This is a genomic window from Brevundimonas vesicularis NBRC 12165, assembly GCF_001592205.1.
Lineage (GTDB): Bacteria > Pseudomonadota > Alphaproteobacteria > Caulobacterales > Caulobacteraceae > Brevundimonas > Brevundimonas vesicularis.
In genome coordinates, this window is record NZ_BCWM01000001.1 from 174,499 (window position 1) to 189,508 (window position 15,010).

The 15,010-nt window shown below is 65.5% G+C and carries 13 protein-coding genes and 2 tRNA genes; 9 read left to right on the forward strand and 6 right to left on the reverse strand.

What is annotated here, in order from left to right:
• The first annotated feature begins 146 nt into the window (after window positions 1-146).
• Entirely contained in the window at window positions 147-809 is a 663-nt protein-coding gene (locus tag BVE01S_RS00885) for a YMGG-like glycine zipper-containing protein (protein ID WP_066623042.1), read from the forward strand.
• 124 nt (window positions 810-933) lie between these two features.
• Here BVE01S_RS00885 and BVE01S_RS00890 read toward each other — a convergent pair whose 3' ends face one another.
• From BVE01S_RS00890 to BVE01S_RS00910, 5 genes are all read right to left on the reverse strand, one after another.
• Window positions 934-1,665, reverse strand: a complete 732-nt coding sequence (locus tag BVE01S_RS00890) for a TlyA family RNA methyltransferase (protein ID WP_066623044.1) — start codon at window positions 1,663-1,665, stop codon at window positions 934-936.
• Window positions 1,666-1,686: 21 nt separating this feature from the next.
• On the reverse strand, window positions 1,687-4,413 hold the full coding sequence (locus BVE01S_RS00895) for a valine--tRNA ligase (RefSeq protein ID WP_066623051.1): 2,727 nt from the start codon (window positions 4,411-4,413) through the stop codon (window positions 1,687-1,689).
• Window positions 4,414-4,495: 82 nt separating this feature from the next.
• A complete protein-coding gene (locus BVE01S_RS00900; protein WP_066551944.1) occupies window positions 4,496-5,101 on the reverse strand; it encodes a DUF2497 domain-containing protein in 606 nt (201 codons plus the stop codon).
• A gap of 130 nt (window positions 5,102-5,231) precedes the next feature.
• Window positions 5,232-6,767 carry a TolC family outer membrane protein gene (locus BVE01S_RS00905; protein WP_066623053.1) on the reverse strand — a complete coding sequence of 512 codons (1,536 nt, stop codon included), beginning with the start codon at window positions 6,765-6,767 and terminating at the stop codon, window positions 5,232-5,234.
• Between the two features lie 140 nt (window positions 6,768-6,907).
• Window positions 6,908-7,537: a protein-L-isoaspartate O-methyltransferase family protein gene (locus tag BVE01S_RS00910; protein ID WP_066623056.1), complete on the reverse strand. Its 630-nt coding sequence runs from the start codon at window positions 7,535-7,537 to the stop codon at window positions 6,908-6,910.
• Window positions 7,538-7,672: 135 nt separating this feature from the next.
• Here BVE01S_RS00910 and BVE01S_RS00915 point away from each other — a divergent pair.
• Window positions 7,673-7,746, forward strand: a tRNA-Cys gene (locus BVE01S_RS00915).
• Window positions 7,747-7,794: 48 nt separating this feature from the next.
• On the opposite strand, the gene BVE01S_RS00920 is transcribed toward BVE01S_RS00915, so the two are convergent.
• Window positions 7,795-8,628, reverse strand: a complete 834-nt coding sequence (locus tag BVE01S_RS00920; RefSeq protein WP_084375230.1) for a TrmH family RNA methyltransferase — start codon at window positions 8,626-8,628, stop codon at window positions 7,795-7,797.
• 44 nt (window positions 8,629-8,672) lie between these two features.
• Between BVE01S_RS00920 and BVE01S_RS00925 the strand changes: the two genes are divergently transcribed.
• The 7 genes from BVE01S_RS00925 to mnhG all read left to right on the forward strand — a co-directional run bounded on the left by BVE01S_RS00925 (window position 8,673) and on the right by mnhG (window position 14,919).
• Window positions 8,673-8,747 (forward strand) — tRNA-Asn (locus BVE01S_RS00925).
• Between the two features lie 219 nt (window positions 8,748-8,966).
• Window positions 8,967-11,885, forward strand: coding sequence for a monovalent cation/H+ antiporter subunit A (locus BVE01S_RS00930; protein ID WP_066623058.1), 2,919 nt, complete (start codon window positions 8,967-8,969; stop codon window positions 11,883-11,885).
• Window positions 11,882-12,226, forward strand: coding sequence for a Na+/H+ antiporter subunit C (locus BVE01S_RS00935; protein ID WP_218015893.1), 345 nt, complete (start codon window positions 11,882-11,884; stop codon window positions 12,224-12,226). The genes BVE01S_RS00930 and BVE01S_RS00935 overlap by 4 nt, the downstream gene beginning before the upstream one ends.
• Window positions 12,223-13,818 (forward strand): monovalent cation/H+ antiporter subunit D, encoded by a 1,596-nt coding sequence (locus BVE01S_RS00940; RefSeq protein WP_066623064.1) that lies wholly within the window; start codon window positions 12,223-12,225, stop codon window positions 13,816-13,818. The genes BVE01S_RS00935 and BVE01S_RS00940 overlap by 4 nt, the downstream gene beginning before the upstream one ends.
• Entirely contained in the window at window positions 13,815-14,303 is a 489-nt protein-coding gene (locus BVE01S_RS00945) for a Na+/H+ antiporter subunit E (RefSeq protein ID WP_055804412.1), read from the forward strand. Before BVE01S_RS00940 ends, BVE01S_RS00945 begins: the two co-directional genes overlap by 4 nt.
• Window positions 14,300-14,581, forward strand: coding sequence for a K+/H+ antiporter subunit F (locus tag BVE01S_RS00950; RefSeq protein ID WP_045810222.1), 282 nt, complete (start codon window positions 14,300-14,302; stop codon window positions 14,579-14,581). The genes BVE01S_RS00945 and BVE01S_RS00950 overlap by 4 nt, the downstream gene beginning before the upstream one ends.
• A complete protein-coding gene (gene mnhG / locus BVE01S_RS00955) occupies window positions 14,578-14,919 on the forward strand; it encodes a monovalent cation/H(+) antiporter subunit G (RefSeq protein ID WP_066623067.1) in 342 nt (113 codons plus the stop codon). The genes BVE01S_RS00950 and mnhG overlap by 4 nt, the downstream gene beginning before the upstream one ends.
• Window positions 14,920-15,010 lie beyond the last annotated feature (91 nt).

Below are 15,010 nucleotides of genomic sequence, written 5' to 3' on the forward strand. Positions count from 1 at the left end.
ACGGCGGACCGGCTGAACATGAACGAAGATGAACGAACCGATCAATTGCCGTTCAGCTTCGCCGTCGTAAATCCTAGTGCAACGAGACACGAGGCTTTGCCGTTAACGTTTGACGGAAAACCGTTCGGTCCTCAGAGGGTTGGAAAATGCGTCTCACGAAAACATCGATCGCCGCCGTCGCCGCCCTGGCGTTCGGCGTCACGGCTGCCCCGCTCACGGCGTCGGCCCAGAACTATTACGGCAGCGGCTATAGCCAGAACTACGGCACGGGCACCTACAGCCGCTCGTACGATTACAACAGCGGCCGCTATTACGATCCTTGCGCGCGTGAGCGCCAAGGCCGCACCGGCGCCGGCGCGGTGATCGGCGGCGGCGCGGGCGCCGTCATCGGCTCGCAACTGGCCGCACGCGGTCGACGCACGGAAGGCAGCATCCTGGGCGGCGTGCTCGGCGCTGTCGTCGGGTCGCAGGTCGGTCGTTCCAGCTCGGACGCCTGCCGCAGCTATCAGAGCAGCTATGGCTCGAACCGCTATTACGCCCAGGGCTACAGCCAACCGAGCTACGGCTATTACGACGATCGTTACACCGGCGACCAAGGCTATCGCTACGACGACTACGACCGTCGCGACGACTATGCCTATAGCCGTGGTGGCTATTACGACGACCGCTCGCGCCCGGTCGAATCCTATCAGAATTCAGACGGATGCCGTCTGGCCGAAAGCCAGATCCGTCTGCCCGATGGTCGTACGGACACCCGCTACGTCCGCACCTGCCCCGACCAATACGGCCGCTATCGCGTCGTCGATTAATTTTCAGCCCCCCTGTCGATCGACGACGTGACGGAGCCGCCGGAGGAGCAATCCTCCGGCGGTTTCTCTTTGTTTCAGGGGCTATCGGCCGCTGCCTACTTGAGCCCGTTTTGGGGTTACGGTCCTAGCCCGGCTTCTTCGCCCAGAGCAGGAACTCAAGATTGCCGTCGCCACCGGTGATCGGGCTTTCGGTCGTCGCCTGCACCGCCCAGCCCAGCGCCTCCAGCCAGTTGCGCACGCGCTCGACAGCAGCCGCATGCGCCGCCGCATCCTTAATCACGCCCTTCTTGCCGCCGCCCGGGCCATCGGCCTCGAACTGCGGCTTGACCAGGGTGACCAGATCCGCGCCAGGCGTCGCCAGATCCAGCGCGACCGGGAGAACCTTGATCAGGCTGATGAAACTGGCGTCGCAGACCACCAGCGACGGCGGCTGCCGGATCAGATCGACCGTAAGGTCCCGCGCATCGGTGCGCTCCAGATTGATCACGCGTGGATCGGACGACACCCGTGGGTGCATCTGGCCGAAGCCGACGTCGACGGCGAACACCTTGGCCGCGCCGCGGGTCAGCAAAACCTCGGTAAAGCCGCCGGTCGATGCTCCGACATCCAGCGCCACCCTGCCCTCGACAAGAACGGGCCATAGGGTCAGGGCGTGGTCCAGCTTCAGCGCCCCGCGCCCGACCCACGGGTGGGCGGGTTGGGCCTCCAGCGCGATGTCGTCCGCGAACTGTTCGGACGCCTTCCGCACGAGCGCGCCGTCGGCCAGAACCAGCCCCGCCTCGATCGCGGCGCGCGCTTGCGAACGGCTGTCGAACAGACTGCGTGCGACCAGAAGCTGATCAATCCGCGTCTTCACAGCCTTGCTTTCATCAGGGCGTCAAAGCGACGCCAGACGCGCCAGCGCCGCCTGTAGCTTGACCTTGCCTGCCTCGGCCTCGGCCAGCTTGGCGCGCTGTTCGTCGACGACTTCCGGCGCGGCGCGAGACACGAAGTTAGGATTGCCCAGCTTTTTGTTCACATGGCCGATGTCGCTGTCTAAGGCGGCGATTTCCTTCTCCAGACGGGCCCGTTCGGCGGTCAGATCGATGATCCCCGCCAAGGACAAGGCGATAGTCGAACCGCCGGACACGAAGGTCACAGCCCCTGTCGGCGCCGCGTCAGCCGAACCGACCTCGGACACCCGGCCCAGGGTCAGAATCAGATCGCGATGGCGAGCGATTCGCTCAGCCGACACGGCGTCGGGCGCGACAAAGGCCAGCGGCGGCTTGGCCGACGGCGGCACGTTCATTTCGGCGCGCAGACCGCGAATCTCGCCCACCAGATCGATCAGCCAGCCGATCTCGGCTTCGGCCGAGGCGTCGATGAAGGCGTACGGCAGCACCGGCCACTCGGCGCCGATCAGCAAGCCGTCGCGCGCCGGGCCCTCCTTGCCCAGTTCGGCCCACAGTTCCTCGGTGATGAAGGGCATGACCGGATGCAGCAGCTTGAGCGTCTGATCCAGCGTCCAGGCCGTCATGGCCCGCGTTTCGATCGTGGCGGCCTCGTCCGATCCTTGGAAGACAGGCTTGGCCAGTTCCAGATACCAGTCGCAGAAGACGTTCCAGACGAAGCGATACAAGGCGCCCGCCGCATCGTCGAAGCGTCCGCCTTCGATGGCTTGCGACACCGCACGTTCGGCCTTGGTCAGCTCGCCGCGGATCCAACGGTTGATTGTCTGGTCAACGCTCGCGGGATCGAAGCCCGCCACCCGGCGCGCCTCGTTCATCTGGCTGAAGCGCGCGGCGTTCCACAGCTTGGTGCCGAAGTTGCGGTATCCCTCGATCCGCTGTTTCGACAATTTGATGTCGCGGGTACCCGACAGGATCGCCATGGTGAAGCGCAAGGGATCGGCGCCCAGCTCGTCGATGATGCCCAAGGGATCGATGACGTTCCCCTTGGACTTGCTCATCTTCTGGCCCTTCTCGTCGCGGACGAGGCCATTGATGATGACGCGCTTGAACGGAACCTCGCCCATGAAGTGCTGGCCCATCATCATCATCCGGGCGACCCAGAAGAAGATGATGTCCGCTGCCGTGACCAGGTCGCTGGTCGGATAGAACTGCTCCAGATCCTCGGTCTTCTCGGGCCAGCCCATGGTCGAGAACGGCCACAGGGCCGAGGAGAACCAGGTGTCGAGAACGTCCTCGTCCTGGGTCAGGGCGACCTCGGAATCATAGTCCGCCATCGCCTGTTCGCGGGCGTCCTCTTCCGTTTCAGCCACATAGATTTCGCCGTTCGGGCCATACCAGGCCGGAATGCGGTGCCCCCACCACAGCTGGCGCGAGATGCACCAAGGCTCGATGTTGCGCAGCCATTCGAAATAGATCTTCTCGTAGGACTTGGGCTCGAACACCGTATCGCCCTGCTCCACCGCCTTCAGCGCGGGCTGGGCCAGGACCTTGGCGTCGACGTACCACTGGTCGGTCAGCCACGGCTCGATCACCACGCCGGAGCGGTCACCGTGCGGCACGACGTGTTTGGTCTTCTCGATCTCGCGCAGCCAGACCTCTTCCTCGGCGCGGGCGACGATGGCCTTGCGCGCAGCGAAACGGTCTTGCCCGACGTAGTCTGCGGGCACGTCGGGCGTATCGACGTCGGTGATGCGTCCGAAAGCGTCGAGGATATTCAGCGACGGCAGGCCGGCGCGCTTACCCACGCCAAAATCGTTGAAATCATGCGCCGGCGTGATCTTCACCGCGCCCGAACCCTTGGTCGGATCAGCATAGTCGTCAGCGACGATGGGGATGCGACGGCCGGTGATCGGCAGTGTCACGAACTTGCCGACCAGGCCGGCATAGCGTTCGTCATCCGGATGCACCGCCACGCCGGTGTCGCCCAGCATGGTCTCGGGCCGGGTCGTGGCGACGACGATGAAGGCGCGCGTCTCGAACTCGGTCGCCTTGCCGTCCTCGTCGAAGGCGATGGGATGTTCATAGGTGACGCCGTCGGCCAGCGGATAGGCGAAATGCCAATAGGCTCCGTCGACCTCGCGCTGCTCGACCTCCAGGTCCGAGATGGCGGTCTGGAAATGCGGATCCCAGTTCACCAGCCGCTTGTCGCGATAGATCAGGCCTTCCTTATGCAGTTGCACGAAGACCTTGCGGACGGCGGCGTTTAGCCCCTCGTCCAGGGTGAACCGCTCGCGCGACCAGTCGCACGATGCGCCGAGGCGGCGCAGCTGGCGCACGATGGTCCCGCCGCTTTCGGCCTTCCATTCCCAGATCTTCTCGATGAAGGCGTCGCGGCCCATGTCGCGCCTGCCGACATTGCCGGCGGCGGCCAGCTGACGCTCGACCACCATCTGGGTGGCGATGCCGGCGTGATCCGTGCCGGGCAGCCACAGCACCGCCTTGCCCTTCATCCGGTGATAGCGGGCAAGGATATCCTGCAGCGTATTGTTCAGCGCATGGCCGATATGCAGGCTGCCGGTCACGTTGGGCGGCGGAATGACGATCGAATAGGCCTCGGCGGTGCCGTCGGTGCGGGGCGCGAACAGGCCGCTCTCTTCCCACTGGGCGTAAATGCGGGGCTCGGCGGCCTGGGGTTCGAAAGTCTTCTCAAGCATTGGCGTCTGGTCTTTTGCAAAATGCGAAAGGGCGGCCCCTTCAGGAGCCGCCCCTCGGATTAGTCTGGGCTGAAGCGAAGGGCTAGGCGCTGCGCGCGATGCGTTCGACTTCCTTTTGTACCGCCGCCTGGACGATGCCGGGCAGGTTGTTGTCCAGCCAGTCCTTCAGCAGCGGGCGCAGCATCTCGGCGACCATGGCCTCGACCGTGTTGCCGCTGACGAAGGGCAGGTCGCCCGAGGCCGACGGAGCCGGCTCAGGCTTCTTGAAGCTGGCGGCCAGGCCCGCAAAGGCCGAGGCCGCGCTGGCGGCGGCGCTGTCGCCGACCAGAGTGTCATAGGCCGGGGCCGGCTCGGGAGCCGATTCGTAAGCCGGCGCGGGTTCAGGCTCGGGCTGATAGGGCGCGGGCGAATGTTCGACCACGTCCAGGTCGCCGATGGTCTCGGCCGGCGCTTCATAGCGGTCGGTCAGTTCCAGCACGTCGTCTTCGACGGCGGCGGGTTCCGGCGTCGGCTCGACCGGGGCGGCGAAGACGGTTTCGGCCGCGATCGGCTCGGGAACCGGCTCAGGCGTGGCTTCCGGCATCGCGGCGGCCGGCGTCTCGGCCGGGGCCTCGTCTTCGGAGATGATCCGGCGAATCGACGCCAGAATCTCTTCCATGGTCGGTTCCTGGGCGGACTGATCGGTCATGGCGCAACCTTGGGCGAGGCCTGGGTAGAAGGGGTGGGCGCCGAACGATGGATCGCTCGAAACCTGTGCCTTGTCGTCGCATCTTCGCCCGTCGGAATCAACGGGCGGTTTCCGTCCGTATTCGACGCGGTCAGTTCTGCGGCGCCGTGCGCACAACCTCGCCCTTGAGCTGAGCGTCGATCGGCGCGTCGGCGGTGTCCGGCGTTGTCACGATCGGCGGCGAGGCCACGCGGTCCAGCGTCTCGATCACGCCGTCCCACGGCAGGCCGCCGCGTCCCTTGACCTGGTCGTAGTTCGCAGCGGGATCATAGGCCTCGATCGTCGGGTTCAGCGCCGGGCCTTCCAACTGGCCCATGGCGGCCAGCAGCGAGGCGCGGGCGACATATTCAGCGGCGCGGGCGCTGGCGACCGAAGTCTGGGCATTCCGAAGCGCTAGTTCCTGGTTCAACACGTCCAGCGTGGTGCGCAGACCGACCTGGGCTTCCTGGCGCACGCCTTCGGCCGCGACCGATGCGGCGCGAACGGCTTCCGTGCCGGCCGCGACCGTGGCGCGGGTCGACAGCACCTGGGCGTAGGCCGAGCTGACGTTCTGCAGCACGGTGCGGCGCTCGCCCTCGATGCCAATCTGGGCCGCGTTGGCGCGCTCCAAAGCCTGGGCGACGCGCGAGCGGTTCAGGCCGCCGGTGAACAGCGGCACGGACAGAGTGGCGCCGGCCGTGAAGCTGCGGCGATCAGCCAGTTCACCGAGGTCGCCCAGATCGTTGGTCGATCCGCCATAGGAGGCGGTGGCGCGCACCGACGGCAGATATTCCGAACGGGCGGCCGCAACGGCGGCCTCGGCGCTTTGCAGTTGATAGGTTGCGGCCAGGACAGCGGGATTGCGCTGCAACGCGGTCTCGATGGCGACGTCGAAGTCGCTGGGCACTTCCGGCAGGACCGGCGCGGCTTCCAGATCGGCCGGCGACTGGCCGACGACGGCTGCATAGGCGGCGCGCGATGTGGACAACTGGGCCTGGGCGTTCGCCAGGTCGGCCTCGGACTGCGCCTGCGAAGCTTCGGCCTGGGCCACGTCGGTGCGGGTGATCTCACCGACCTCGAAACGGGCGCTGGTTTCTTCCAGCTGGCGTTGCAGCACCGTCAGGTTCTCCTGACGGATACGCAGGATTTCCATGTCGCGGGTGACGTTCACATAGGCCTGGATCACCGACAGCATGACCGACTGCTCGATCTCACGCAGGTTCTCACGGCCGGCCAGGACGCTGGCGCGCGCCTGATCAATGGCGCGCGAGGTGCGACCGGCGGTCCAGACATTCTGGCTGACGCTGACGCCGACATTGGCGCCTTCGGTTTCGGACGATGAGGTCGTGACTTGGGTGTCGGGTATGCCGTCGCCGTTCGTATCGACGAACTGGGTCACGGCGGGAAAGTCGCTGCGGGTATAGTCGACGCCGGCCGAGGCGCCGATGGTCGGGCGCAGGCCCGACCGCGCTTGAACCACCGTCTCGTCCAGCGCACGCTGGTTGGCGCGCTGGGCCAGCAGGTTGGGGTTGGTCCGATAGGCCAGGGCGATGGCGTCCTGCAGCGTCTCGGCCCAGGCCGGCGCGCCCAGACCAGTCATCACGGCGACCACAGCGGCCGAAGCCAGCACACGCGAGCGTTTCAACATTGTCCGTCCTTGCGTGACGCTCCGAAGAACGCCCGAATGTTTTCTCAAGCGTAACTGCGGCCTGACCGAACCACACGCCAGTTAAGTTTTCTTCACGGTTGCGAACGGGATTTCCGCCGCAACCGCGCGTCTCTTTGGTCTTACAGCGCAAAAGTGGGGGCGGGCTTCAGCTCGGCAAGGACCGCTGGCGACGAATCAAACAGTTCGCGGCGCGACAGCCCTTCGCGCGTCTGAACATACAGGGCCGCCTTGCCGATGGCGCCGCGGCGTTCGACCACGACGATCCGGCCGCCGGGACGCAGGGCCGCGCCCCACGATTCGGGCAGGCTCTCGACGCCGCCTTCGGAAATGATCAGGTCCCATCCTTCGCCGGTCGGCTGAGCCAGCGGCGCGACGACGGTCGCCACGCCCGCTTCAGACAGGGGCTCGCCGACCACGACGAAAACGGCGTCGTCCGATTCCTGAGCCGTGACGCTGACGCGCATACGGGCCAGCAGGGCGGCGGCGTAGGGCGCGGCGATGGCCAGGGCCTTCTCGCCTTCACGTGCATCGGCGGCTTGCAGCAGCTTGGCGACGTCGCGCGCCGGCATCAGGCGGCGCTCGCCCGCGATCACCACCGATTCTTCGGAATAGGCGGCGAAGGCGCGATCAGGCGCGCAGAACTTTTCACGCGGCACGGCCATCATGGCCAGGTGAATCGCGCGATCCGTCACGTCGTTCACTCGCACCTGCGAGTCGACCATGGCCTTGCGCTCTGCGGTGAAATCCATCTGTAAGGCAGCCTTCAACGATAATCCGGGAGGAAAACTCGCGCGCTTATAGGTCCGTGCGTTGCAGCGGACAATCCGATCTGATAGCGAACGCCCCTCGCGATGACCGCCCCCGAGAAATCGGGGACAGAAAGCGGCCTGATGGCGGAGTGGTGACGCAGAGGACTGCAAATCCTTGCACCCGGGTTCGATTCCCGGTCAGGCCTCCATCGCGACGATACGGACGAAGGCCGCCCCTCGGGGCGGCCTTCGCGTTTTCAGCTTCCAGCAAGCGCCGTCGTCGTCAGGTGATGAAGCGCAACCGCACTGGTCGCCGCGACATTCAGCGAATCGAACCCGCCCGCCATAGCGATGCCGATCGGCCGGCAACGGTCGATCAAATCCTTGGGCAGCCCCGGACCTTCCGACCCCAGCATCAGAGCGACCGGTCCGGCGCGCCTGTAGTCCGAAAGCCGCTCGGTCGCCGAAGGCGTCAGCGCCAACACCTCGACGCCGGCCCGCTGCAGGGCCTCGATAATGTCTGTCGCGCCGGCCACGACGAACGGCGTGCGCAGCACCGCGCCGACCGAAACGCGAATCGCCTTGCGGTAAAAGGGGTCGCAGCAGGTCGGATCAAGCAGCACCGCCGTGGCGCCGAACGCGGCGGCGTTCCTGAACAAGCCGCCGACATTGTCGTGGTTGCCGATCCCGCTAGCCACGACGAACACGTCCTGCGACCCGATATCCGCCAGCACTTTGTCCAGCGACAGCGGCTCGGGCTTTTGGCCCAAGGCCAGAATGCCCCGATGCAGTTCGAATCCCGCGATCCGGTCCAGCACGGCTTGGCTCGCAACATAGACGGGCGTCGCGGACGGCAGAGACGTGATGACATCGCCCAAGGCCGCAACGCGCTTTTCCGCCAGCAGCAGCGACAAGGGCTGACAGCGCGACGCCATCGACGCCAGTCCAAGCACCACCACCTCCCCTTCCGCGATGAACAGTCCCTGACGACCCGTCAGATCGCGCTCGCGGATATCGCGGTAGGCCGCAACACGCGGGTCGTCGGGATCTTCGATAAATATCGTTTCGATTGGCTCGTTTTCCCATTGCAAGATCAGAACGGCCGCTGCTATACGCCCGCCTCCCGAGCAGATGTTCCGCAGTAGCTCAGTGGTAGAGCAGCCGACTGTTAATCGGCTGGTCGTAGGTTCGAATCCTACCTGCGGAGCCACTCGGGGTAAAGACTGAGGCCAGACAAGGCGTTAGGTCGAAAACTTTCCATAATACCTGATCCTTTTCGCACCGCGGCCGAGCTGTTGTGCGCGGGCGCGCCGCGCTCTGGTGTCGCTTTGACGCACCCCGCCCCTGCCCGTAGATCATAGCGAACCTTGGCCAACCTTGAGCGTTGGCAAAGCTATCCCTCACGATCCAGGAGAGACGCCCCGCCTCGATGTCCATCAGCTTCCTTCTCGTCGTCATCCTGGTCCTGCCGTTCCTTGGCGCCATCGTCGCGTCCGGCTTGCCGCGTCACGCACGCACCTCGGCCGCCATCTTGTCCTGGATCGTGGCCTTGGTCAGCCTGGGGTGTCTGGCTGCGCTATGGCCGATGTTCCAGGACGGGGAGACGCTGCGCTACGAAATCCCGTGGCTGCCGTCGCTGGGCGTCAATCTGGTGCTGCGACTGGATGGACTGTCGTGGCTGTTCAGCGCCCTGATCCTGGGGATCGGCGCCTTGGTGGTGCTGTATGCCCGCTACTACATGTCGCCGAAGGATCCGGTGCCGCGGTTCTTCTCCTTCCTGCTGGCCTTCATGGGGGCGATGCAAGGCGTGGTGCTGTCGGGCAATCTGATCCAGCTGGTCGTATTCTGGGAGCTGACCAGCCTCTTTTCGTTCCTTCTGATCGGCTATTGGCACCAGAACCCCGCCGCGCGCGAAGGATCCCGCATGGCGCTGACGGTGACGGCCATGGGCGGCATCGCCCTGCTGGTCGGGATGATCCTGATCGGGCGGATCGTCGGCAGCTACGACCTCGATGTCGTCTTGGCGTCACGCGAGGCGATCCAGACCAGCCGGCTGTATCTGCCCGCGCTGATCCTGCTGCTGCTCGGCGCGATGACCAAGAGCGCACAGTTTCCGTTCCACTTCTGGCTGCCCCGCGCCATGGCCGCGCCGACGCCGGTCAGCGCCTATCTGCACTCCGCGACCATGGTGAAGGCAGGCATTTTCCTGCTGATCCGCTTCTGGCCCGTCTTGGCGGGGTCGGAGAGCTGGTATCTGATCGTCGGCGGCATGGGTCTGGCGACGCTGCTGCTCGGCGCCTGGTGCGCCATCTTCCAGCATGATCTCAAAGGCCTGCTGGCCTATTCGACGATCAGCCATCTGGGCCTGATCGTGCTGCTGCTGGGATTAGGCAGTCCGCTGGCCTGTATTGCGGCCATCTTCCACACGGTGAACCACGCCACCTTCAAGGCGTCGCTCTTCATGGCCGCCGGCATCATCGATCACGAGGCCGGCACGCGCGATATGCGCAAGCTCAGCGGTCTGTTCCGCTTCATGCCTTTTACAGCGACCCTGGCCATGGTGGCCGCAGCCGCGATGGCGGGCGTGCCCCTGTTGAACGGCTTCCTGTCCAAGGAAATGTTCCTGGCCGAGGCGGTGGCCAGCGCACATACGCACGGCCTGAACATGCTGCTGCCCGCCCTGGCCACCTTGGCCAGCGCCTTCAGCGTTCTGTATTCACTGCGGTTTATCCACGCGACCTTCTTCGGCCCGCCTCCGACCGAGCTGGATCGCATCCCGCACGAGCCGCCCGCCTGGATGCGTCGCCCCGTCGAGGTGCTAGTCGCGCTGTGTCTGGTCGTCGGCATCTTCCCGGCTGTGACGGTGGGGCCGTTCTTGAAGAGCGCCGCAGTTTCGGTGCTGGGCTTCGATCTGCCCTATTACAGCCTGGCCCTGTGGCACGGATTCAACCTTCCGTTAGTGCTGAGCCTTATCGCCCTCGCCGGCGGCGTGGGTCTCTATGTCGTCTTCGGCAAACGCATCAACGCCAATCCGCGCGGCGGACCGTGGGGCTGGAAGCGTCTGAACGGCGGCTGGTTGTTCGAGCGAACCATGACCGGCCTGTTCAAGGGCTCGGAGGCGATGGTTCGCCTGTTGGGGGCCACACGACAACAGGCACAGCTGAGGGCCATCGTCTTGGTCGCCCTGCTGGCGGGAGGGCTGGCGGCGATCGGCGCAGGATTGGTCATCGGCCCGATCATGCCGACATTGACCCTGTCAAACTGGGCCTTCGCCGGTCTTTGGCTGGTCGGCGCCAGCTGTGCAGTCGCGGCGGCATGGCAGGCGAAATATCACCGACTGGCTGCCGTGGTTCTGATGGGCGGCGCAGGTCTGGCCAGCTGCCTGTCCTTCGTCTGGCTGTCGGCGCCAGATCTGGCCGTAACCCAACTGCTGGTCGAGGTCGTGACCACCGTCCTGCTGCTGCTGGGCCTACGCTGGCTGCCGAAACGGCTGGAGACCATTCGCCTGCCACAGGCCATGGAGATGCGATCTCGTCGCCGCCGCCGTATCGACCTGATCATCGCCGCCGCCGCCGGCGCGTCCTTGACGGCCATTTCCTACGCCGTCATGACGCGTCCATCGATCGAGGGGATTTCGCGCTTCTTCGTCGAGCACGCCTATAAGGACGCGGGCGGGCGCAACATCGTCAACGTCATCCTGGTCGACTTCCGCGCCTTCGACACCTTCGGCGAGATCACGGTTCTGGGCATTGTCGGCCTGACGATCTTCGCCCTGCTGCGCCGCTTCCGTCCCGCCGACGACACCCTGTCCAATCCCAGCCAGCAGAGCGTGCAGGATGCCTCAGACCGCGATCATGAGACGCGATCGGAGGGCGACACGCTGAAGGAGACCATGCTGATCCCCCGCGTGGTGATGCGCTGGATCTTCCCCTTCATCATCCTGCTCGCCGTTCACCTGTTCCTGCGCGGGCATGACCTGCCGGGCGGGGGTTTCGCGGCGGGCGTGGCCCTGTCGATTGCCTTCATCCTGCAATATATGGCTTCGGGCGCTCGCTGGGTCGAAGAGCGGCTGGCGATCCGGCCCATCTTCTGGATCGGCGCCGGCCTGGTGATCGCCGCCCTCAGCGGGCTCGGATCGTGGCTGTTCGGCTATCCCTTCCTGACGTCCTGGTTCCAGTATGCCGATCTGCCGATCCTGGGCCGCGTGCCGTTGGCCAGCGCCGTGCTGTTCGACTTGGGCGTGGTCGTTCTGGTCGTGGGCGCCACGGTCCTGACCCTCGTCGCCCTGGCGCACCAGTCGCTGCGCAAGCCCAAGCAAAGAGACGCCGAAGAAGGAGAGCCGTCATGATGGAGCTGGTTCTCGCCCTCGCCATCGGCGTGCTGTCGGCCTCTGGCGTCTGGCTGCTGCTGCGCCCGCGCACCTTCCAGGTGATCATGGGGCTGTCGCTGCTGTCCTATGCGGTCAATATCTTCATCTTCGCCATGGGACGGCTGAGGTCGGGCGCGCCGCCGGTGCTGGCGGGCGAGGTCTCCGACCCCTCGCGCTACACCGACCCGACGCCGCAGGCGCTGGTCCTGACCGCGATCGTCATCAGCTTCGCCCTGACCGCGCTGTTCCTGGTTGTCATTCTGGCCGCGCGCGGCATCACCGGCAGCGACCATGTCGATGGCAAGGAGCCGGACGCATGATCGACTGGAACGCCCATCTGATCATCGGCCCCATCGTCCTGCCGATGATCATCGCCTCAGCCATGCTGCTGCTGGACGAGCGTCGCCGAACGCTGAAGGCGGCGCTCAGCTTGAGCGCTATGGCCGCCATTCTGATCATGGCCTTGGTTCTGCTGCACGAAAGCGCAAACGGCGCCGTGGGCGGCGGCGATACTGCGCGGGTCTATCGCCTGGGATCGTGGGCTGCGCCCTACGGCATCGTCCTGGTGGCCGACCGGCTGTCGACGATGATGGTCGCGCTGACCAGCGTTTTGGGCGGATGCGCCCTGATCTTCGCCCTGGCGCGATGGGACCGGGCGGGGCCGCGCTTCCACGCCCTGTTCCTGCTTCTCATCATGGGGGTGAACGGCGCCCTGCTGACCGGCGACCTGTTCAACCTGTTCGTCTTTTTCGAGATCATGCTGGCCGCCTCATACGGACTGGCCCTGCATGGGTCGGGCGAGGCGCGTGTGCGGGCAGGCGTGATCTATATCGCCGTGAATCTGACCGCGTCCTTGCTGTTCCTGATCGGCGTCAGCCTGATCTACGGGGTGATCGGCACGCTGAACATGGCGGATGTTGCAACGCGGGTTGCGACCATCTCAGTGGATGACCTGGGACTGTTTCATATCGGAGCGGCGGTGCTGGGTACGGCCTTTCTGATCAAGTGCGCCATGTGGCCCTTGGGGTTCTGGCTGACCCCGACCTATTCGGCTGCCAGCGCGCCGGCGGCGGCGGTCTTCGCCATCCTGTCCAAGGTCGGGGTCTACGTGGTCATCCGCCTCAGTCTGCTGCTGTTCGGCGCCGACGCGGGCGCCTCCGCCGGATTTGGCCTGACCTGGCTGTTTGTCGGCGGAATGGCGACCATAGCGTTCGGCACGTTCGGCCTGATCGCCTCTCGCGATCTGTCGCGCGCCGCCGGGTTCGGTGTGATGATTTCCTCCGGCACCGTTCTGGCCAGCCTGGGCGTCGGCGATGCGGCGACCCTCAGCGGCGCGCTCTTTTACCTGATCGGCTCAACTCTGGCCTGCGCAGCCCTGTTTCTGCTGGCCGAGATTCTCCAGCGAGGGCGAGAATCCGATGTCGGAGAGGCGCGCGCTGTTTTCGATGACGAATATCGTGATCCGTTCGACGACGAAGAGCGCAACGAGCCGGGCCTGGTCATTCCGGCGGCCGTCGCCGCCCTGGGCGGCGCCTTTCTGATCTGCACCTTGATGGTCGCCGGCCTGCCGCCCTTGGCCGGCTTCGTTGGAAAACTGTCGATGATCAGCGCCCTGGTCGGCGTTGGCGATGCGGCGGCCTGGACGCTGGTCGCCGTGCTTTCCGTATCCAGTCTTGGCGCCTTGATCGGCCTGACGCGCCTGGGCGTCGGCGCGATCTGGACACGCGACGAAGATGCGCCGGCATTCGTGGTGGGTGCGGCCGAGCTGACGGCGGTCGCAGCCCTGCTTGGCGCCTGCGTGTTCCTGGCAATCTTCGCTGGCTCTGGCCTGATCTACACCGACCACACGGCGGCCTGGCTGGCTGACCCGCAAGGCTACATCCACGCGGTGTTGGGCGGGAGCGGGCGATGAGACGCATCCTCCCCTACCCCATCCTTTCACTCGGCCTGTTCGTCGCCTCGATCCTCCTCAGCGCCTCGGTCGCACCGCCGTCTCTGGCGCTCGCGGTGCTGCTGGCCCTTCTGGCGCCGATCATCATGTTGGCGCTGGGCGTGGATCGCGTGCGGGTAAAGGCGCCGATGGCCATAATGCGCCTCGCCATCGACGTCGTCGGCGACATCGTGCGCTCCAACTGGGCGGTGTCGCACATCATTCTGGGGCGGCGACGGCATGAGCGCACATCCGGCTTCATCCATATCCCGCTGGATCTGCGCGACCGATATGGCCTGGCGGTCCTGGCCATCATCATCACCTCGACGCCCGGCACCCTGTGGGTCGAGTATGAGTCCGCCACCGGCCGTCTGCTGCTGCACGTGCTGGATCTCGTGGATGAAGAGACCTGGGTGCGGCTGATCAAGGATCGCTACGAGCGCCGGCTGATGGAGATTTTCGAATGACGGCGGCGGTGCTGACCTGGGGTCTGGGTCTGGCCCAGCTGATGCTGATCTGCGCCATGGGCCTGGCGGCATGGCGGATCATTCACGGTCCGCGCGCCCAGGATCGCGTCCTGGGCATGGACACCCTTTATCTCAACGGCATGCTGCTGGTGGTGGTGTTCGGCATCCGCACCAACAGCCAGCTTTATTTCGAGGCCGCCCTGGTGATCGGCATGTTGGGCTTCGCCGCCACCGTGGCCCTGGCCAAGTTCCTGATGCGCGGCGAGGTGATTGAATGACCCAAGCTGACGTTCCCGCATGGGCCGCCATCATAGTCGTCGCCCTGGCCGTCATCGGCTCGGCCCTTTCGCTACTGGGCGCGGTTGGGCTGGTTCGGCTGAAGACCTTCTATGAGCGCGTCCATGCCCCGACGCTTGGGGCCACGCTAGGCATGGTCCTGGTCCTTTTGGCGTCAATCGTCTGGTTCACGACCGTGGAGCGGCGTTTCATGCCGCGCGAAATCCTGATCGGCCTGTTCCTGACGGTCACGACGCCGGTCACCCTGATCCTGCTCGCCCGCGCCGCCCTGTTCCGTGATCGCACCGACAGGGTCAAAGACACGCCGAGGAAGGGCTGATCGACCGGCAAAAAAGAAGCCCGGCGGGGGCGCCGGGCTGCAAGCAGGTTCGGTGATGGTGTCCCTGAGGACGGCCCATTCCTTAACCGAA